Origin of the sequence: Acidocella sp. MX-AZ02 (assembly GCF_000306035.1) — a bacterium.
Taxonomy (GTDB): Bacteria; Pseudomonadota; Alphaproteobacteria; order Acetobacterales; family Acetobacteraceae; genus Acidocella; species Acidocella facilis.
The window spans coordinates 793459-812886 of sequence record NZ_JH976208.1; the positions used below are offsets into that span (position 1 = coordinate 793459).

At 60.4% G+C, this 19428-nt stretch carries 17 protein-coding genes, 1 tRNA gene, 1 pseudogene and 1 CRISPR repeat array; of the genes and pseudogenes, 12 read left to right on the top strand and 7 right to left on the bottom strand.

Annotation, left to right across the window (positions count from 1 at the left end):
• Positions 1-149: 149 nt before the first annotated feature.
• Together MXAZACID_RS18315 and MXAZACID_RS12055 are read left to right on the top strand one after the other, a co-directional pair.
• A complete protein-coding gene (locus MXAZACID_RS18315; protein WP_008494652.1) occupies positions 150-329 on the top strand; it encodes a DUF2256 domain-containing protein in 180 nt (59 codons plus the stop codon).
• A gap of 17 nt (positions 330-346) precedes the next feature.
• Positions 347-422 (top strand) — tRNA-Glu (locus MXAZACID_RS12055).
• A gap of 567 nt (positions 423-989) precedes the next feature.
• Here the strand turns inward: MXAZACID_RS12055 and MXAZACID_RS20490 are convergent.
• The 7 genes and pseudogenes from MXAZACID_RS20490 to MXAZACID_RS12085 form a co-directional block, all read right to left on the bottom strand.
• Positions 990-2036 (bottom strand): annotated as a pseudogene (locus tag MXAZACID_RS20490) (recombinase family protein); the annotation flags it as partial.
• 102 nt (positions 2037-2138) lie between these two features.
• On the bottom strand, positions 2139-2330 hold the full coding sequence (locus MXAZACID_RS19780) for a hypothetical protein (RefSeq protein WP_144052758.1): 192 nt from the start codon (positions 2328-2330) through the stop codon (positions 2139-2141).
• Between the two features lie 78 nt (positions 2331-2408).
• Positions 2409-2897, bottom strand: a complete 489-nt coding sequence (locus MXAZACID_RS12065) for a hypothetical protein (RefSeq protein ID WP_008494655.1) — start codon at positions 2895-2897, stop codon at positions 2409-2411.
• Complete coding sequence (locus MXAZACID_RS12070) at positions 2894-3145, bottom strand: hypothetical protein (RefSeq protein ID WP_008494656.1); 252 nt, start codon at positions 3143-3145, stop codon at positions 2894-2896. Before MXAZACID_RS12070 ends, MXAZACID_RS12065 begins: the two co-directional genes overlap by 4 nt.
• Positions 3146-3328: 183 nt before the next feature.
• The gene (locus MXAZACID_RS12075) at positions 3329-4393 is read right to left on the bottom strand and encodes a tyrosine-type recombinase/integrase (RefSeq protein ID WP_083878698.1); all 1065 of its coding nucleotides are present in this window, start codon (positions 4391-4393) and stop codon (positions 3329-3331) included.
• Positions 4383-6206 carry a tyrosine-type recombinase/integrase gene (locus tag MXAZACID_RS12080; protein WP_008494658.1) on the bottom strand — a complete coding sequence of 608 codons (1824 nt, stop codon included), beginning with the start codon at positions 6204-6206 and terminating at the stop codon, positions 4383-4385. Before MXAZACID_RS12080 ends, MXAZACID_RS12075 begins: the two co-directional genes overlap by 11 nt.
• A gap of 135 nt (positions 6207-6341) precedes the next feature.
• On the bottom strand, positions 6342-6572 hold the full coding sequence (locus tag MXAZACID_RS12085) for a helix-turn-helix domain-containing protein (RefSeq protein ID WP_008494659.1): 231 nt from the start codon (positions 6570-6572) through the stop codon (positions 6342-6344).
• A 159-nt stretch (positions 6573-6731) separates the two neighbouring features.
• On the opposite strand from MXAZACID_RS12085, the gene MXAZACID_RS12090 reads away from it, so the two are divergent.
• The 10 genes from MXAZACID_RS12090 to MXAZACID_RS12130 all read left to right on the top strand — a co-directional run bounded on the left by MXAZACID_RS12090 (position 6732) and on the right by MXAZACID_RS12130 (position 19015).
• Positions 6732-8939: a CRISPR-associated endonuclease Cas3'' gene (locus tag MXAZACID_RS12090; RefSeq protein WP_008494660.1), complete on the top strand. Its 2208-nt coding sequence runs from the start codon at positions 6732-6734 to the stop codon at positions 8937-8939.
• 82 nt (positions 8940-9021) lie between these two features.
• Positions 9022-9702: a type I-C CRISPR-associated protein Cas5c gene (gene cas5c / locus MXAZACID_RS12095; RefSeq protein WP_008494661.1), complete on the top strand. Its 681-nt coding sequence runs from the start codon at positions 9022-9024 to the stop codon at positions 9700-9702.
• Positions 9699-11441, top strand: coding sequence for a type I-C CRISPR-associated protein Cas8c/Csd1 (gene cas8c, locus MXAZACID_RS12100; protein ID WP_144052759.1), 1743 nt, complete (start codon positions 9699-9701; stop codon positions 11439-11441). The genes cas5c and cas8c overlap by 4 nt, the downstream gene beginning before the upstream one ends.
• A complete protein-coding gene (gene cas7c / locus MXAZACID_RS12105; protein ID WP_008494663.1) occupies positions 11438-12403 on the top strand; it encodes a type I-C CRISPR-associated protein Cas7/Csd2 in 966 nt (321 codons plus the stop codon). The genes cas8c and cas7c overlap by 4 nt, the downstream gene beginning before the upstream one ends.
• 5 nt (positions 12404-12408) lie before the next feature.
• Positions 12409-13035 (top strand): CRISPR-associated protein Cas4, encoded by a 627-nt coding sequence (gene cas4, locus MXAZACID_RS12110; protein ID WP_240376648.1) that lies wholly within the window; start codon positions 12409-12411, stop codon positions 13033-13035.
• 2 nt (positions 13036-13037) lie between these two features.
• Positions 13038-14072, top strand: coding sequence for a type I-C CRISPR-associated endonuclease Cas1c (cas1c, locus tag MXAZACID_RS12115; protein ID WP_008494665.1), 1035 nt, complete (start codon positions 13038-13040; stop codon positions 14070-14072).
• Between the two features lie 5 nt (positions 14073-14077).
• Entirely contained in the window at positions 14078-14368 is a 291-nt protein-coding gene (gene cas2 / locus MXAZACID_RS18330) for a CRISPR-associated endonuclease Cas2 (RefSeq protein WP_008494667.1), read from the top strand.
• 177 nt (positions 14369-14545) lie between these two features.
• A CRISPR array of direct repeats spans positions 14546-16413; the repeat unit is 32 nt; unit sequence GTCGCCCCCCACGCGGGGGCGTGGATCGAAAC.
• A gap of 157 nt (positions 16414-16570) precedes the next feature.
• Positions 16571-17407 carry a hypothetical protein gene (locus MXAZACID_RS12120; RefSeq protein WP_008494668.1) on the top strand — a complete coding sequence of 279 codons (837 nt, stop codon included), beginning with the start codon at positions 16571-16573 and terminating at the stop codon, positions 17405-17407.
• A 1-nt stretch (position 17408) separates the two neighbouring features.
• On the top strand, positions 17409-17831 hold the full coding sequence (locus tag MXAZACID_RS12125) for a hypothetical protein (protein WP_008494669.1): 423 nt from the start codon (positions 17409-17411) through the stop codon (positions 17829-17831).
• Positions 17832-18142: 311 nt separating this feature from the next.
• The gene (locus MXAZACID_RS12130) at positions 18143-19015 is read left to right on the top strand and encodes an ADP-ribosylglycohydrolase family protein (RefSeq protein ID WP_051060331.1); all 873 of its coding nucleotides are present in this window, start codon (positions 18143-18145) and stop codon (positions 19013-19015) included.
• Positions 19016-19428: the final 413 nt, after the last annotated feature.

The window sequence follows — 19428 nt, forward strand, 5'->3', positions numbered from 1 at the left end:
GGCATGGTGGCGTTGCAACCGGGCGAGCGCGTGGCGGGAATCGCCAGCGCCGGGGCGGAACTGGCGATCTGGGTGCGCGGCCCGCAGGGCGAGCGCGTGCTGCTGCTGGACCCCGCCACCGGCCAGAGCCATGCGGTGCTGGCCGGGCCGTGAAGAGCGCGCGGCCCGAAAAAATCTGCCCGGCCTGCGGCCGCCCCTTCGCCTGGCGGCGGAAATGGGCGAAAACCTGGGACCAAGTGAAATATTGCTCCGCCGCCTGCCGGGAGGGGCGATATGAGCGCGCAAAAAAAGATGCTTTGCCGCTTGTCAGGCCCCGCACGGTAGATTAAGCAGCGCCCCACCTTTAGTCCCCATCGTCTAGAGGCCTAGGACATCGCCCTTTCACGGCGGTAACAGGGGTTCGAATCCCCTTGGGGACGCCATTCCCGAACAAAAGTAATAACTTCGTTCGGCGTGTTTGGCAGGTCAGCAAGAGCAGCCCGCACAATCAGAGATTTCGGCCCGGTGAGTTCAATCGCCTGTTTGCTGACGACAACCTTGTCCACGAATAATTTGATGTAGGCCTTGCGCAGGTCCGGCGGCGCTTTGTGCAAAGTGGCGCGGACGGTTTCGCTGAGGCGCTGGAGTTTGGCCTCTGTAAGCTGCGGGCGGTTGGTCGGTTGCAGGGCGGACGCCTGGTCAAGCTGCGCGGTGAGGGTTTTACGTTTGGCTTTCAGCGCGGTCATGCGTTCGCGCAGCGCGGGATCGTCGACCTCCATCAGCCCGTCTTCGACCATGCGCAGCAGGCGCTTGATGGCGCCGTCCGTCTCGGTCAGGTCGGCCTTGATCTGGCCGAGTTGGCTGCGCTGCTGCTGGGCGTCGGCCTTGGCCTTGTCGAGATAAGCAGAGACGAGGTTGGCAAGCCTGTCAGGCGCGAAGATGCGCTCGGACAGCGTGTCGATCACCGCGTGGTCGAGCTTGGGCATCGAGACGGTGCAGCCTCCGCAGCGCGTAGGCCCCTTCTGGGCGCGTCCGGCGCAGGTGTAATAGCGATAGCCTTTGCCGGTCCGCAGCGTCATGCCCGCGCCGCAATGGGCGCAGATGGCAATGCCGGTCAGCAAGGTTGGCGAGCTCACCACCCGCGCGGGCGTTCTGTTCGGGGCGCGTTCGCGCAATTGCGCCTGCACCGCTTCCCAGGTTTCGCGGGAGATGATGCGCGGCACCTCGACGCTGATCCACTCCTCGCGCGGGCGAATGGCGCCGGTCCGGCTGTCCTGCACGTTGAACCAATGCTGGCCCATGTAGGTCTCGCCGGTCAGGATGCGATGAATGTTGGAGATCATGAACGGTTTGCCCCGAAAACGCTCGCCGCTTGCGTTCAGTTTGGTAACGATGGCCTTCACGCCGAGCTGCACGCCTTCCGCCCCCTGGTAGAGGCCAAAGATGCGGCGCACGAGCGCGGCCTCGGCCGGGACGATCTCCAGCCGCTTTTTGACCTTCTGGCCGCGCTGTTCGGCCTGGACAACTTGATAGCCAAAGGGCGGGCGGCTGCCATTCCAGAATCCCTGGCGGGCATTCTCCTTCATGGCGCGGGCGGTGTGTTTGCCAATCTCCTTCGAAGTGTAGGCATCGAAGGCGACGAGAATGCTCTCGACCATCTGGCCGGTAGGGTCATCGGCGAGAGGCTGGGTGATGGATTGGATGGCGATGCCGGCTTTGCTCAATGTTCGCTTCGCCAGCGCGTAGGCCAGATTGTCGCGCGCGAAGCGGCTGAAGCTGTGCACGACAACGATGTCGAACGGGCGCGGCTGCAGGCGGGCATCGGCGAGCAATTGTTGAAAGACCTGCCGGCTCTCATCGGTCCCGGAGGCACCCGGCTCGATATACTCGCGCACCAGCTCATGCCCCTGGCGCTCACACCAGGATCTGGCCTGGGCGATCTGATCGGGGATGGACAGATCGGCTTCCGCCTGACGGACGGTGGAGACGCGGGCGTAGACCACCCCGCGCCTGGCCGTGATGGCAGGCGCGGGGGCGGGAGCAATGCGGAGCTTCATTTGTCTGGTTCCGAGAGGATCTGATTGATCAGGTTGCCGAATAAAGCTGCGAACAAGGCGTGTTCCTGATCGGTGACAGGTAGGGTGGGCGCAGCCACGCGCTCAACCGCCGGGAGATTTTGCTCCCGGCGGCTTGGCAGGCCCGATTCGGTGTTCCCACGCTTGCGCATGGGCGCGAGTATCGAGGTGCTGCACCGAAAATTTTTGGGTGGCCTGCACCGTGGCACCTAATTCGAGCCAAATTCCAATTGCAACGAGGTGTTTTGCAATTGGATCAGCGGAAAAATACGACATCAGAGGGGACCGCCGGATTTTTTGATCCGGCGGCTGAGGGCTTCGTGGTTGCGACTCGTCGTGTTCAAGCCGCCACAACTACAGCTGCGGCGCGATATGCGTCGCGTGCGATTCGAGAAGCGCCTCAATTGCCGCCACCATATCCGTGGCGATCTTGGTTTGCGGTTTGGTCCAGGCGGTATTTGCAGTCAGGCGTTCCACGAAGGCTTCGGCCTTGGCTTTGATCAGCCGCAGATCCCGCATCATGTCGCCGACGCGCATGCCGGCATCTTCCAGAGACGAGAGCAAGTCCTGCTGCTCAGCACTGGCGGGGGGTGAGGCTGCCGGTAGGCTGGCGGCGCTGGGCATGGAGGCGCGGCGGCCATATCCGGTTTGTTGCAGGCTCACAGCGAGAACGCGCTCACCGGGTTCCGGCACGTTGAGGCCGGGGAAGAGCAAGTTGAGGTGGTCCAGCTCGAAGATCGCCTCTGCGAGGTGGGCGGCGAGTTCGCCTGAGGAGAAGGCCAAAGCGTCAGTGATCTCGATGAGAAGGTCAAAATGATAGACCCGTCCATTCAATCCGCTCATGCCGCAGGCCCCTGACGGTGACGGATGATGCGTACATGCGCGGGGCCGATGAAGCACAGCATCACGCCGGAGCGCGCCGGCAAGGAGGACAGGGACACAGTGACACCGCCGGGCAGGTCGATGCCGTCTTCAGATAAAAGGTAGGTGGTCTCCGACGAGACAAGGCGCGGTGGCGCGGTGAACGCGGTGAAGTGATCATCGCCCACGGTGATACGCTCACCGCTTTCGATGGAAAGCACGAGTGTCAAAGCAAAACTCCTTTTGGGTTAAAAACGGAATCTTAGCCGCCAGCCAGGCCAGGGCAAGAGAAAAAGCTTGAGAAATGAAAAATAAATGCTTTTAAAACAGCAGCTTAATCGGAAGCTCCGGTCTTCTTCTCGCAAGGGGCTGCCCCCGTTCTAAGGGGGCGGCCCACACGAGGCCGCAAGGCGTCACCTTGTTTGTCGGCCCGCGTGGCGCAGTGCCTCATGCGCGGCGAGCAGATGTTTGGCGCGTTGGCCGAGCAGATAATAACGCTCGGTGGTGCGCGGGTTGCTGTGGTCGAGCAGAGCGGGCGCTTCGCGGGCATGGTCTGGCGCCTCGATAGCGTAGGTACTTGCCGCCGAGGCACGGAAGGCATGCGGGTTGATGCTATAGCCGAGGGCGGCCTTTGTGCGCGCCGCGATGATCTTGCGTAAGACCTGAGCGCTCACCGGCCGGCCGCTCACACCGATCCAGAGCGCGCCGTCGTCGGTACAGGCAGGCGCCTTGGCGAGCAGGCGGGGGCGCACCTGCTCTATATATAAGTGCAACACCTCAACCAGCTCCGGTGGCAAAGGATGAATGGCGGCCTTGCGGGTTTTTGTTTCCTCAGCCGCCCATTGCAACCGCCATTCGCCATCTTGTGCCTGATGCAGATGCTCATCCAGACGGATCACTGAGAACTGGGTGATGCGCACGGGCACCAGGATCAGCATCAGAATGATCAGCCCGTCCCGGTAGGCCAACGGGTCCTGGATCGTGGCGGTGCCAGCGAAGGCCGCTTCGATCAGTTCGTGCCCGACGTTCAGCAATTCATTGGCGTGGGTTAGAGCCTTGGCTTTTGCTGGCTGGCGTTTGGCATGGCTGGAGAGAAGGTTGCGCATCTGCTGCAGCCAGCCCCAGTCGTGATCCGGCGCCAGGCTGCGCATGACACCGTAAAGATCGTTGACGGATTTTGCGAGTGTGCCGGGCTGGAGCTGTTTTCCGCGCGCCTGAAGGAAGAGCGCCAGCCGCCCGGTGGTCATCCGGCTGGCCAATGGCTGTGCCAGTAGGGAAGGTTCGTTTTGTTCGAGATGACGCAGCCACACGCCGTAATGCCTGCCGGCTTCGTGGCGTTGCCGGGAGCACCAACGGCAAAGCGGTGGCGGTTGGACCATGAACGGGCTGGGCTGCTGCGCCGCCAGCCACGCAACGCGGTCCTGCTCGGGCCACTCCGCAAATGGCATGGCGCGGCGTGGTGCTAACTCAGCGCTCATTCTGTTGTCCTTTCAGCAGTGCGCGTTGGCCGGAACGCTGTTGCTGTTTGGCAAGCAACAGCCTCTGCGCCCGGCGTTTGGCGAGCAGCGGTCGGACCGGCGCGTAAAAACGCAGCGTTGTCTCCACGCTGTTATGGCCCAGCACGGCCTGCACGGTGCTGTGCGCGTCCGGATTCTCCTCCAGCAGCAGTTTGCCGAGATAGGCGCGTGTCACATGGGGCGTCACATCGAGCCCGGCATGGTAGGCGGCAAGATCCTTGAAGCTTTGCAGCGCCAGGCTGGTCGCCAGATGCCCGCCGGACTGGCTGGGGAACAGGTAGGGAGCCTGCAGGCGCTCGGGCGCGCATGTACCCGGTCGATATTCGGCCAGCCAGAGATCCAGCAGCGCCGTGCTCTCCGGGCGCAATTCCGAGATCAGCGTGCGGCCGTTTTTGACCTCCTCGCCGGGATTGGTCAGGACCGCGATGCGCTGCTTGTTGCGGGTGGCGAATGTCACGTGCTTGTCGAGCTGCAAATTGACGATGTTGCCGACGCGAAGCCCGGTATCCAGCGCGATGGCCGTGAATAGCGCGGTACGCATCAGCTTGATCGCCCTGGTATCGACCTTATCTCGCTTGCGTGCGGCGCGGGCCAGGGATGTGGGCAATAGCGCCATGTTGACGGTCTTGGCGTCATCATCGAATTGGCACAGCCGCTCAAAGCTGCGTGGGGACATCTCGCCAGGGGCGCCGCGCAGGCTCGTCCAGAGATATTCCAGCTGCGTGATTTTGCCCTGAGGCAGCCGAAGATAATCCCGGGCGATGAAGTAATAGAGGAAGGCGATATAGCCGAGATGGCCACCTTTCTGCCGGCCTGTCCGCGCCGCGAGAAAGCTCAGCACGCATTGAAGTTCCGCGACGCCAACCACTGTGGTGAGGCTGGTGATGTGTGCCGCGTCGCAATGCCCCGTCCGCACCAGGATCGAGGCTGCCCGGCGCAGCGCGTCGCGATAGTTGGATATGGTCCTAGCACGTAGCGTGCCATTATTGCGGCCTTTGGGAGAGGCTGGCACGGGCAGCGAGCCAGTCTTGCTGATGGCGGCGAGCAGATGTTCGAGCTCAGCCTCCGGGCGGGCCAGCCAACTCTCTACGTCCTCGGCAAAGCCTGCCGGGAAGCTCGACCAGGGCAGCGCATAAAAGCGAGTTTCGGCGAGTGGGGCGCCGAGATCGATGCCGGGCCAGTCAGGGCAGTGCCGGCGACCATGCGCCCAGGCGGCGACTGTGCCACGCACGAGCTTGTCCGCCTTGGAGCCGAGATTGGTCTCTCGCAGAATGGCGCCAAAGCGGGTCAGATGCGCCTGGGTGATCTCATCGGGTGCCCAGCCTTTTGCTGAGGCGACATGGGCGAAGCGGCTGAGTTTGATGGCGATGGGGGCGCCGCCAAGCTTGGCCATCAGCGCGGTCCAGTCCGGCGAGAGCGGCGTGACATGCCGGCCGGGCATGATATCGTGGCCGGCCAGCCGCAGCGCCCGTCGCAGATTCGACTTGAACGCCGCCATGGCGTTGTCGGTCTTCATGCCCAGGAGGGCAGGGGTCAGGCGCTCGAATTTGCGGCGAAGCTTTTCGATATCAACAGGGCCGTGCAGGCCCTGGGCTGAGACGAGGCTGGCCGCTTTGGTCACCGCGCCGCGCAGGTTTTCACGGACCTTTGGAGTGAGGCCGGGGGCGTTCTGCACGGCGATCAGCACGTCGCTGAAGCGGGTCGCGGGCGAGGGATTTAGAACCGGCGCATCGATGGCCGGGGTGATCGTCGCGTTACTTACGCAATCAAACATGATCATTCCTTATCAGTCACAAGAAGGGGTAGGGGTTTTTTTTTTGTTGAAGAGGGCCGGTGTTATTGTGTGCGCCTGATCGAACGCGCTCAGACGTGATCAGACGCGCACATCCCCTCTGGCGGGTCATGGCGTTCAAAGCTCGCGGTGGCGTGCGATGAAGACGCGCAGTTCGGCGGGCTCGAAGTAGAGCCGCCCGTTGATGCGCACGGGCGTAAGCGAGCCATCGGCCACCCGGCGGCGAATGGTCACGGCCGAGACGCCGAGAAGCTTGGCGGCTGCCGCGAGCTTGATTAGCCCCTCGACAGGGCGGTCAGCCGCAGTGCGGGCCTGGGCCGGGAGAAAAGAACGGAACGCATTGGTCATGGATACCTCGTGAAAGTGAACGAGGCATCATGGCGTCCGATTCGCGGGGGGCCGGGGCAGTGTCTGCCAAGTGGTGCAGATCGTGATCCTCCCCCCGAAAATCGACAAATTCGGACTTATCGTATCGTATATCGCTGGCTGCCGGGTTATTGTGCGGTTATGAAACGGTTTGCCCACTCGGTGCCAAATCTCTCCGATGAGACCCTATGGGAGCCGTTGAGCGATCACCTGCGCGATGTCGCGGGCATGGCGGGAAAATTTGGAGATCCGTTGGGCCTGGGCGTTTGGGCACATGTTGCGGGTCTTTTACATGACATCGGCAAAGCCTCGGATGCTTATCAATCCTATATTCGAGGCAAGGGGAGCAGTCCTGACCACAGCACAGCGGGAGCGCGGGAAGCTGTACAGCAATTTGGGTTGCCGGGGCGGTTTTTGGCCTTTGCGATCGCTGGACACCATGCCGGCTTAGCTGACGGCAAGATGCTAAACGAGCGGCTCTGCAAGAAATTGGAAAAATACACTGGCTGGGAAGCGTATACAGGTGCCCTACCGGCGCTGACTTCGCTTGCAGATAAACGGCGAAACCCGGAAAAAAATTTTAGCCAAGCGTTTTTCGTACGGATGTTATTCTCCTGTTTGGTGGACGCGGATTTTCTGGCCACCGAGGCGTTCTATAGTCCCGGAGCCACTCTGAAGCGGGATGGCTTCTCCGCCATCTCTACGCTCCAAACCCGTCTCGCCCGCTTCATGGCGGGGATTACCAAGGATCAGGCGCTGGGGCTCAACGGCTTACGCCATCAAATTTTGACACATGCGGTGGCGCGCGCCGAATTGCCGCCAGGGCTATTTACCATGACTGTGCCAACGGGGGGCGGCAAAACTCTGGCGTCGCTCTCCTTCGCTCTGAGGCATGCGGTAAAGCATGGGCTGTGCCGCGTTATCTATGTCGCGCCATACACGTCGATCATCGATCAGACCGCGCAGGTCTTCAAGAATGCCCTGGGCGACGAGGATGTGCTCGAACATCATAGCGGCCTGGATTGGGAGGAGGCGGAGAAGGAAGGCGACCCTGACGGTGTCCAGAAACTCCGCAACGCAACGGAAAACTGGGTCTCGCCCATCATCGTGACTACGGCGGTGCAGTTTTTCGAGAGTTTGTTCGCCGCTAAGCCTTCGGCCTGCCGCAAACTGCACAATATGGCGCGGAGCGTGATCGTGCTCGATGAAGCCCAGACCCTACCTTTGCCGGTGTTGCGCCCGTGTCTGGCGGCACTGGAGGAGCTGACACTGAATTACGGTGCCTCCGTCGTGCTGTGCACCGCCACTCAACCGGCTTGGCGGCGGCAGGACGGTGCATTGCCCAGCATCAAAGGCTCCCGTCAGCTAGGGCTCGATATCCCTCAGAGTCGGGAATTAGCGCCAGACCCAGTCGGCCTGTTCGCAGCGCTGAAGCGTGTGCGTGTTGAGGTCTTGCCCTCTCCGGTGACGGATGCCGACATCGCGGCCCGCTTCGCTGAGCAGGAGCGCATGCTGTGCATTGTCAACAGTAGAGCCCATGCCAAGTCGTTGTTTGATGAAATTGCAGCTTTGCCCGGCGCACGGCATTTGACAACCTTGATGTGCGCCGCCCATCGGAGCGAGGTGCTGACACAAATCCGCGAAGATTTGGCTGACCAACGCCCGGTTCGGCTGGTCGCGACGAGCTTGATCGAGGCCGGAGTCGATATCGATTTCGCCGAGGTTTGGCGGGCCAGAACTGGCCTTGACTCGATTGCCCAGGCGGCGGGGCGCTGTAACAGGGAAGGCAAGCAGGCGGGTTTGGGGCGTGTGGTCGTGTTCACACCGGCCGCCAGGCAAGCGCCAAAAGCCTTTCGCGCCTTCGCACAGGCCGCTGAAGGCGCGCTGAACATGCCTGATCCGCTCGGGCTCGATGCGGTTCATCGCTACTTTCGAGAGCTTTACTTTAATAGAGGCGCGGAGCGTCTGGATGCGTTGATGATCGACGGGCTTCCGGGTGTTTTAAAGGCCATCAGCGATGCTGATCTCCCCTTCGCGAGTATCGCAGAGGCCTTCAAATTAATCGACGAAACGATGCGAGGCGTTATCGTCAATTGGCAAGGCCGTGTGACTGAGGCACTGGCGGCGCTGAGAGCCGCCCCTGTGCCGCCCCGCAACGTCATGCGCAAACTCCAGCTATTCACGGTGCCGGTGCCAGAGGCGATGTGGAAGGTCCTGCGTGCAAGTGGCGGCATCCAGCCAATTCGCCCCGAAGACTATGGTGAGCGGTTCATGCTGGTTGAGAATTCCCGTCTATATGATGACACGACGGGTTTGCTGACCAGTGATGAGGGGGTACTGATTTTTTAAAGTTCTTTTAATATGAGGTTGCGCGGTTTTGAGATTTGAGACACGCTGGGCGTGTAAATAAAGGGATTCGGAGCGGCCTCTCATGAGTTACGGCATCCGTCTGCATGTGTGGGGGCAATATGCCTGCTTTACCCGCCCCGAGATGAAGGTTGAACGCGTTTCATACGATGTGATGACGCCCTCCGCCGCGCGAGGGATTTTGGAGGCGATTCATTGGAAGCCCGCGCTCCGGTGGCATGTTGACCGGATTCACGTGTTGAAGCCGATTAGCTTTCAAACCATCCGGCGTAACGAGGTGAACGACAAAATCTCGGAATCAACGGCGCGAAGCGCCATGAAGCGCCGCGACCTGAAGGGGGTGTGGCTGTCGGCTGGAGGCGGCATTGGTACCCAGCGCTCGACAACGCTGTTGCGGGATGCCGCTTATGTCATAGAGGCGCATTTTAGCCTTACCGACAAAGCCGGCGCTGAAGATACCGAAGCCAAGCATATTTCAATGTTCAACCGCCGGGCGGCAAGTGGGCAATGTTTTCACCGGCCGTGCCTAGGGACGCGGGAGTTCGCCGCCGATTTCGCTTTGATCCAGGATGGCGCGCCAATGCCCGCCAGCACCTTGCCTGTGGCCGACCAAAACCGAGATCTGGGTTGGATGCTGCACGATATCGATTTCGTCAACGGCAATACCTCACGCTTCTTTCGTGCCCGACTTGAAGAGGGGGTGCTCGACGTCGCCAAATTAGCCGCCGAGGGGATGGTGGCGTGACGATTCTTCAGTCGCTCAATCGTTACTATGGCCGTATGGCGGCGCGGGGTGATGCCGAGCCCCCAGGATATTCAAGGAAGTCCATCGAACTTTGCCTGTGGTTGAACCCAGATGGCACCATCGCCAAGGTAGAGGATCTGAACGATTATACAAAAAAGAAGCCGCAAGCGCGCAGGCTGGCGGTACCGCAGGAAGTGATCCGTACCTCTGGTGTCTGCAGTAATTTTCTTTGGGACAAGACGGCTTATACGCTGGGCATTGGGCGGGACAAAGACAAGAAATCAGTTCGATTTTTCGAGAAGGAGCACGCGGAATTCGCACGCCTGCATCACGAGCGTTTGGCGGGCACGAACGATGCTGGATTGGCGGCTTTGTTGACTTTTATCGACTCATGGCGGCCTGAAACATTCTCCGAGGATGGTCGATTCACGCCGGACATGTTGGATAAGAACGTCGTGTTCGGCCTGGCGGGTGGGCCGCTTGAATATCTGCATGAGCGTTCGGCGGCACAACGGCTGATCGGAGTGCCAGCACAGGTGTGGAAAGCCAGCATTTGCTTGGTGACGGGTGAAAAACAGCCTATCGAGCGGCTGCATCCCGCCATTCAAGGCGTTGACGGCGCGCAGAGTTCCGGGGCGAGGTTGGTTTCGTATAATGCGGATGCTTTTACCTCTTATGGGGCCGATAGCGGAGCCAATGCTCCGACCTCTGTTCAGGCAGCTTTTCGCTACGGCACGGCGCTGAACCGTCTCCTGGACCGCGACAGCCGCAATCGGCTCAAAATCGGCGATACGACGATCGCCTTCTGGGCCGATGCGGATGGGGGAGGTGAAGCCTCCGCCCGCGCCGCCGAAGAGGCTATGGCGATGTTCATGGAGCCGCCAGATGATCCCTCCGAGGCCAATAAGCTCCGCGAAACCTTGGCGGATATCCGTGCCGGGCGGCTGCCCGGGGCGTTTCCAGCCCTTGAGCCCAATACGCGCTTTTATATCCTTGGTCTGGCCCCCAATGCCGCCCGTCTGGCCGTACGGTTTTGGCTGGAGGACAGTTTCGGTAATTTCTTCGAACGCCTCGGCTCACATTTCGAGGCGCTGAGAATCGAGCCTGAGCCTTGGACGCGCACGCCATCCATTAACTACCTGCTTGTCCGTACCACGGCCCTGCAGGAAAAATGGGACAATGTGCCGCCACTCCTGGCTGCAGAAACAACCCGCGCCGTGCTCTCTGGGCAGCCTTATCCGCGCACATTGCTCGCCGCTGTGATTATGCGGCTGCGCGCCGGCGATACATTTACCGGCTGGCACGCCGCGATCATTAAAGCCTGTATCAACCGCCGTTCCAAGGAGACGCTGCCCGTGGCACGCGATACTGAATACCCAGATTCGGCCTATCAGCTTGGCCGCCTATTCGCGGTGCTCGAAGCCGCGCAATACGCGGCGCTCGGCAAGGTGAATGCCACCATCGCCGACCGTTATTATGGCGCCGCCTCGGCGACGCCCGCGCGCGTGTTCGGAACCCTCCTGCGTAACGCACGCAACCATATTTCTGATGCCATGAAGCGCGGCAAGGGTAAGTGGGTCGAGCGTCGCTTAGATGATATTTTTGCTCATTTGCCGACGGAATTCCCAAAAACGTTAAGCCTCGAAGCGCAGGGGCGTTTTGCGGTTGGTTATTATCATGAGCGTGCCTGGCGTGGTCCTGGCGACGCTTCGCCACAGGAAGAGGATAACAAGGAATGAGCGCGCTCCTGACGCAGCGGCACGATTTTGTGCTGTTCTTCGATGTGACCAATGGCAATCCCAATGGCGACCCGGATGCCGGCAACATGCCGCGCTTGGACCCGGAAACCAGCCGAGGGCTAGTGACAGATGTCTGCCTTAAGCGCAAAATCCGCAATTGGGTCGAACTAAGCCGCGAGGATCGAGCGCGCTATCGTATTTATGTGACCGAGGGGGCAGTGCTCAACGAAAAGCACCGTGAAGCCTATATCGCCGAATGCCCGGACTACAAGGACGTGAAAACGGCGGCAAAGCTGACACCAAAAAGCGACGAAGACGCCCTGAAGCTGCGCAAATTCATGTGCGACAATTTCTTTGACATCCGTGCCTTTGGCGCCGTCCTCTCGACCGGTATCAATTGCGGCCAGGTGAGGGGCCCGGTGCAGCTGAGCTTTGCCGAATCCGTCGAGCCGGTATTGCCGCTGGAGATCTCTATTACCCGCATGGCCGCGACCAGCGAGAAGGAGAAGAAGGACCTTGCCGAAGGCGATGACGAAAAGCGTGGTGACAAGCGAACCATGGGCCGCAAACATATCATCCCCTACGGGCTTTATCGCGTGCATGGCTATGTTTCCGCGCCTCTCGCGTCACACGGCACGAAGGGCACGGGTTTCACCCAGGACGATCTGGAGGTTTTGTTCGAGGCGCTCGATCAGAACATGTTCGAGCACGACCGCTCCGCCGCGCGAGGCGAGATGGCTAAGCGTAAGCTGTTAATTTTTAGGCACGAATCGCCTCTCGGTAACGCGCCGTCCCACGAATTGTTCGGACGAATCACCACGTTGCGTCGCTTCAAGGGGCAGACCCATGCGATCGGCGATGAGGCTACGGATAACTGGCCTCCGGCTCGAAGCTTCGATGATTATGAAATTCGCGTTGATCGTGACAATTTGCCCGCTGGCGTGGAGTTGATCGAGCGTTGACCCTGGTGCCAGGGACGGATGCGCAGGAAGAGGCGCTGATTCCGCTGTCGGCCTTGCAGCATTTTTTGTTCTGCCCTCGGCAGTGTGCTCTCATTCATGTGGAGCAGCTTTGGGCAGAGGATAGAGCCACGGCAGAAGGCCGGGCTATGCACCAACGTGCCGATACTGCACCGTCGGAGCGTCGGCAGAATGTCAAAATTCTGCGTGCGCTTACTCTTCGGTCTTTCGGGTTGGGCGTGACAGGTAAGGCGGATATCGTGGAACTGCGCGATGGTCAGCCTTACCCCGTGGAGTACAAACGCGGCAAGCCAAAGGCACACCGTGCCGACGAGGTGCAACTCTGCGCACAAGCCATCTGTCTGGAGGAGATGTTCAGTACCGCTGTACCCCGAGGCGCGTTGTTTTATGGCGTTACGCGGCGGCGTGTGGAGGTCGCGTTTGACGATACCCTTCGCACCTTGACACAGGATATTGCACGGCAGACCCGCTCACTAATGACGTCAGGTCAAACGCCCGCGCCGGTATTCAGGCCGAGCTGCGCTAATTGTTCGCTGCATGATCTTTGCACTCCAGAGAGTTTGCAGTCGCCGCCGCGCATCGCCTCCTGGCTCGAACGTCAGATCGGACGTTGAGCATGCGCAGGCACCTCAACACGATTTATGTGACAACTGAAAATGCCTGGGTCCGCAAGGATGGTGAAAATTTGGTTGTGGAGGCTGAAGCGCAGGAGTTAGGCCGTGCACCTCTCCATATGCTTTCTGGCCTGATTTGCTTTAGTCGAGCAGGCGCTTCGCCGGCCGCCCTGGCTGCCTGCGCCGAGGCAGGAATTTGTGTTTCGTTCCTTGAACCAAATGGGCGCTTTCTTGCCCGGATGGAAGGCGCGCGCAGTGGCAATGTCTTGCTCCGTCGCGGTCAATACCGTTCTGCCGACGATGGGGGGCGTAGCGTTCCCATCGTAAGGGGTATTGTCGCGGCCAAGACGGCCAACCAGCGCGCCGTTGTCCGTCGGGCACTCCGAGATCACGGCGAAACTCTCACGGACGAGGCTTGTGGGGCTTTAGCCCGTGCAGAGACGCGGCTCTCGGACGTTGTCCGCCGCGTATTGCTCAATGATAGTGTCGCCTTGCTGCGTGGTCTGGAGGGGGAGGCGGCCCAAGTCTATTTTGCCGTGTTCACTCACCTAATCCGCGCTGAAGAGTTTTCCTTTTCCGTGCGCTCCCGCCGTCCTCCGCTGGACCCGGTAAACGCCTTGCTCTCTTTTCTCTATGCGATGCTGGGGCATGATTGCCGCTCGGCGCTGGAGGGGGTGGGGCTCGATCCGCAAGTCGGGTTTCTCCATGCTGATCGGCCCGGGCGAGCTAGCCTGGCTTTGGACTTGATGGAGGAGTTCCGACCTATCCTGGCGGATCGCCTCGTACTGAGCCTGATTAACCGCCGCCAACTTACGTCGCGTGACTTCGTCATTGAAGAAGGGGGAGCGGTAAGGTTGACCGACGATGCCCGTAAGACGGTGTTGGTGGCGTACCAGGAGCGCAAAAAGGACGAGTTGGTGCATCCGTTTTTGAACGAGAAGGTTACACTTGGCTTGGTGCCGCATATTCAGGCGCAGTTATTGGCGAGACATTTGCGGGGAGACCTGGACGGTTATCCGGCCTTTATCTGGAAATAGCGGCCATGCTGATGCTTATTACCTACGATGTTGGCACAACGACCCCCGCTGGTCGGAGGCGGCTGCGGAGAGTGGCGCGAGCCTGTCTTGACTATGGGCAACGCGTGCAGAACTCGGTGTTTGAATGTGAGGTAGACCCTGCGCAGTGGGTCGAGTTGCGTGCCCGGTTGATCAACGAGGTTCTGCTCAAAGAGGATAGTTTGCGCTTTTATCGGCTGGGTGCGGATGGTCGGCGGCGTGTTGAGCATGTAGGTGCAAAGCTAGTAGTGGATTTAGAAGGCCCTCTGCTATTTTAGCCGCGCGAACCTGAAGCGGACAACTACCTCCAGGCCGGTTCGCAGAACAAAAATCTTTGATAATTGAATATGTTATTTTTGAAGCAGTTAATTTAACCTCCTCTTCGAGGTTAGACGTGAGATGTTCGCGCATTTGCAAAAAATGACGCCGGCAATTTCTATGAATATAATCAAGGGGTCGCCCCCCACGCGGGGGCGTGGATCGAAACATCAACCCGGCCTGGAAATCGTTCCAGCTGACCGTCGCCCCCCACGCGGGGGCGTGGATCGAAACCTTTTCAACGTCGGCTGGCAGCGCGCAAAATCGAGTCGCCCCCCACGCGGGGGCGTGGATCGAAACATGGAATTGAAAAAATACAACATCGGGCCAGTGGTCGCCCCCCACGCGGGGGCGTGGATCGAAACTGGTCAGAAGCAAGACATTGATTATTCTAAAATGTCGCCCCCCACGCGGGGGCGTGGATCGAAACGTCTGCCAAGAGCCCAACGGCGTCTATGGTCATAGTCGCCCCCCACGCGGGGGCGTGGATCGAAACTCTATCGACGTGCCAGCGCCGATTACGCTCGTTTGTCGCCCCCCACGCGGGGGCGTGGATCGAAACATCTTCGAATGGTCAATGCGTTATCCCTGGTTAGTCGCCCCCCACGCGGGGGCGTGGATCGAAACATGGGCAAGCGCGACGCGGCTGGCACCAATGCAGTCGCCCCCCACGCGGGGGCGTGGATCGAAACTTGTCAAAAGCCATGGAATATTTAAGTGGCGGCAGTCGCCCCCCACGCGGGGGCGTGGATCGAAACACCAAATCTTGCTCTTTTGCTTGATCTTTTAGTGTCGCCCCCCACGCGGGGGCGTGGATCGAAACCGGCAATTATCGCGCGCGTAAAAGCCGCCAGACAAGTCGCCCCCCACGCGGGGGCGTGGATCGAAACTTTTCTGGCGTGTGAAGGCGAGGGGAGGGGGCAAGTCGCCCCCCACGCGGGGGCGTGGATCGAAACCCGGTTGAGGAGAGCACCACGGCGACGAGCACGGGTCGCCCCCCACGCGGGGGCGTGGATCGAAACGACGCATAATCGAAGCTCTTGTAGCCGATCACGCGTCGCCCCCCACGCGGGGGCGTGGATCGAAACTACTGGCGCAAACATCCCAATCTGCATGGATGGGTCGCCCCCCACGCGGGGGCGTGGATCGAAACCGATCCGCTGGAACGGCGAGGAAAGCATGGGCCTGTCGCCCCCCACGCGGGGGCGTGGATCGAAACAGGGTGAGGGTCTTGATGGTGCCGGTGAAGCCGTGTCGCCCCCCACGCGGGGGCGTGGATCGAAACTCACTCTCGACCGCAGGACAGAAACCGGCCTGGAGTCGCCCCCCACGCGGGGGCGTGGATCGAAACCACCGTGTGCGACCCGGCAGGCATCTGCCTGGAGTCGCCCCCCACGCGGGGGCGTGGATCGAAACATGGCCGCGTAGGTCTGCCGGAAGATCCCGGCGCGTCGCCCCCCACGCGGGGGCGTGGATCGAAACAACCTTCTCGACGTTGCCGGCGCGGATGTGCAGGTCGCCCCCCACGCGGGGGCGTGGATCGAAACTCAAGGGTGCCCTTGAGATAAACGCCAGATTGGAGTCGCCCCCCACGCGGGGGCGTGGATCGAAACACCACCAGGTCGCGGATCTCGCCGTCGACGATAGTCGCCCCCCACGCGGGGGCGTGGATCGAAACGGCATCAGCGTGGTTACGTTAGGCGACATCGGATGTCGCCCCCCACGCGGGGGCGTGGATCGAAACAAATGACCCCGCAAGAGAAAGCCACGCTGGAGCGTCGCCCCCCACGCGGGGGCGTGGATCGAAACACGCAAAAGCACGACATCGGACACCGTCGTGCCGTCGCCCCCCACGCGGGGGCGTGGATCGAAACATTTTCAGCGACGGCTGGCAGCGCGCAAAATCGAGTCGCCCCCCACGCGGGGGCGTGGATCGAAACGCCTTGGGCGCAAAAATGGCCCAGGCCTGCGTAGTCGCCCCCCACGCGGGGGCGACGATCGAAACATCGACCGCGCAGTCCGTCGAAGGGCTCAGCGGGCCCATTGGTCGCTATTGACGGAACGCCAATTACGCGGGGCGTTGAAAAGCCATTCTGGAGCTCTTCAGTGCTTGCAACGGCGCTCATGCTGCCACAAACTATCCCAGGCCAATACCCAGGGGAATGATCATCATGAGCGCTTCCTTATCAAGTCCGAACCCCTCGCAACTGAGCTTCGGGCTGGTGATGCCCCCCTTGGACAGCGTGCTTGTCAAAGCCGTCGATTCCGTGCCCGAAACGCGGGGCATGGGCATCGTTTTAATTGCGAACGCCATGACCCGCACGTTGCGTGCCAGCCCCTCCAGGGGCGATACGGTCATTTTCGAAGTCCGTCCAAGCCCTGCTCTCAAGACCGTGGCAGCGAAGCCGCGCACAGCCAGTACGTCTCCGGCTCAGGAATGGCTATCCTTCGGCTTCAATTGCGGCGGCGCCGCGCTCGCCTGGGTTGGCGTTGTGGGGACCGCCGCGACCGCGCCTGTCACCGGTGGCCAATCGCTTTGGGGCACCTCGTTTCTCTGGGGCGGCGCGGTGGCATCGACGGCATCCTGTTCCGTATCGGTGTTCAGGGTTGGGGCGATGCTCAGCGGGCATGAAAACGTCAATACCAGGCTCGATAACAGCGGCGCATATGTGTGGACGATGCGCGGCCTGGATGTTGTTGCGTTGCTCGGGGCAAAGGGGGCCATCACCGACATCATGGAAGCGGACGCAACCATGAAGGAAACCGGTGTCACGTGGCAAAATGTGTTTGGGGCGCAAATGTCCCGGCCGCAAAGATTGCGCGTTACGCAGCAACTGGCGTTGCAGGGCGCGAAGCGGGTAAGTACCACCAAGATCAGCAGCGTGATCAAGCTGCGGCTCCTGTCGGCCGTTTCGGCCGGCATCGGCATGGCGGGTTCGGCGCTGACGGGTTCTACCCATGATTTGATCATCTGGATTTCATCTCCACCGGACAAGTGACATGCCGCAGGCGCGCGTGAAAAAAGGTCGCAACGGCAGCCCGGAATGGGAACGGCTGAGGCGCGACATACCGACCTTCATCTGCTCGGTGGCGGTTTATCTGGCATCATTGGCGCTCTGCCTGATGTTATTGGGTTTGACGCCGCCAAATCCGTTTCCCCAGGCTCAGCCTTTGTTCTGGATCCTGGCCATACCGCTGACATTCTGGGCCTCCGCGCTGCGGAACTACGGGAAGGTCCCAGTTCTGATTCTCAAGATTCTGATGGCACTGGATATACCCTTGGGCGTGCTCCTCGTGATGACGGCGTACCTGGTTCAGGCCGCCGAATTTCAACTTTTCGTTCTGGCTTTCGGGGTTGTCGTTCTGATGTGCCTGGTTGCGTTCGTCTCTTATCAGAAGAGTTTTCTGAAGACGCTTCAGTAAGAGGCTGTTTCAGCCCAGGGGATCCGCGGGGTTTCACGCTCGACAGCGCGTTCCCCGCCCACGCGGGAATGAGGCGGCCTTTTATGGTAATTAGGGATGGCGCTCTGAGAGCCATTCGCCACTGGCGACTCAACTTTAGCCACCTGTGTCGTGTCCATTCAGGCACTATTGACGGAACGCCAAGCATCGCGTGGGTGCAAATGAATGGCATCGCCGGGCTTGAAATCGCCACGGGTGAAATATGAATTGGCTGTCAAGGTCTGAATAGACTTAAAAGAGCTTACTCTTTTGTTTTCTATGGTGGATTCCGAATGACCCGCATGATTGAACCTGGCACGCTGGAAGATCGCGCAGTGGGCGCGTTGGTTGGTTTGGCTGTCGGCGATGCACTCGGCACCTCTGTCGAATTCAGGCCACGTGGCAGCTTTACCCCCGTCACCGGCATGCGCGGTGGCGGTGCGTTTAATATGCCGGTTGGGGGCTGGACAGACGACACGTCGATGGCGCTGGCACTGGGGGAGGCGCTGCTACAGGACCGCACTTTGAGCGATGCCTCAACGCTGATGAATAATTGGCTAAGCTGGTGGCAGCACGGCCATTTCAGCCATACAGGCGATTGCTTTGACATTGGCAACCAGACAGCCAGCGCCCTGGGCACATGGCGAGACCACGGAACATTTCCGGAACATGAAGGGTGGAGTGCCGGCAATGGCGGCATCATGCGCCTGGCCCCGGCGGTGTTGGCGCATTTAGACACAATGGCGGCGGCGGTGCACATCGCGCAGCGCCAGAGCGATCTCACCCATCGCAATGCGACGTGCCGAAGCATAGCGGCCGATCTCGCGACATGTCTTTTCCGGTTAATCCATGCTGAGACGGTCGAGATCGTGTCCCCCATGATCGCGTCCCGTGCGCTCGCGGATGTGAAATCCACCGGCTATGTGCTGGATACGTTCGAGGCAGCGCTGTGGGCTTTTGCACCCGCTGACGGATTTGCAGCCATCGTTCTGCGCGCGGTGAATTTGGGTGACGATGCCGACACAGTCGGGGCGGTCGCTGGGCAGATTGCTGGCGCCCATTATGGGATGAGCGGCATCCCGACCGAATGGCTGGACGCCCTCATCTGGCGCGATGATATCATCGATTTGGGACGCCGGCTCTACCGCTTGTCGCAGGAGCGATAACGAGCTTGGCATTCCGGCGGGGAGGGCGGCGGCGGTGGTCTTGAAGCAGCCTGCGACTTGCATCCTCGTTACACAGCGCATGAGCAAACAGACGCGGTGATGGGGCCTGCCGGAACCCCACAATTGCGCCAGCCGAAATAGCTGGGCTCGGTGGGCAGAATATCGCCGTTTCACACCGCGTCCGATCCTCTTTTACGTCAAAACACGCGGCACCCATAAAGTAATTCCATGGTTCCACGAATTTTCGAAAAGGACGGATTGCGGGTAAGTTCAGGTTAAGCGTAGTAGTCGAAATTTTTTTTATAACGAATTCAAAGCCTTCCAGTTATCGCTTTCATGGCGAATGGCACGCCATTGATTTCATTGGAAATTTTGGTGTTTTTGCAGGCTCAGTGGAGCCGCTTACTCACAAT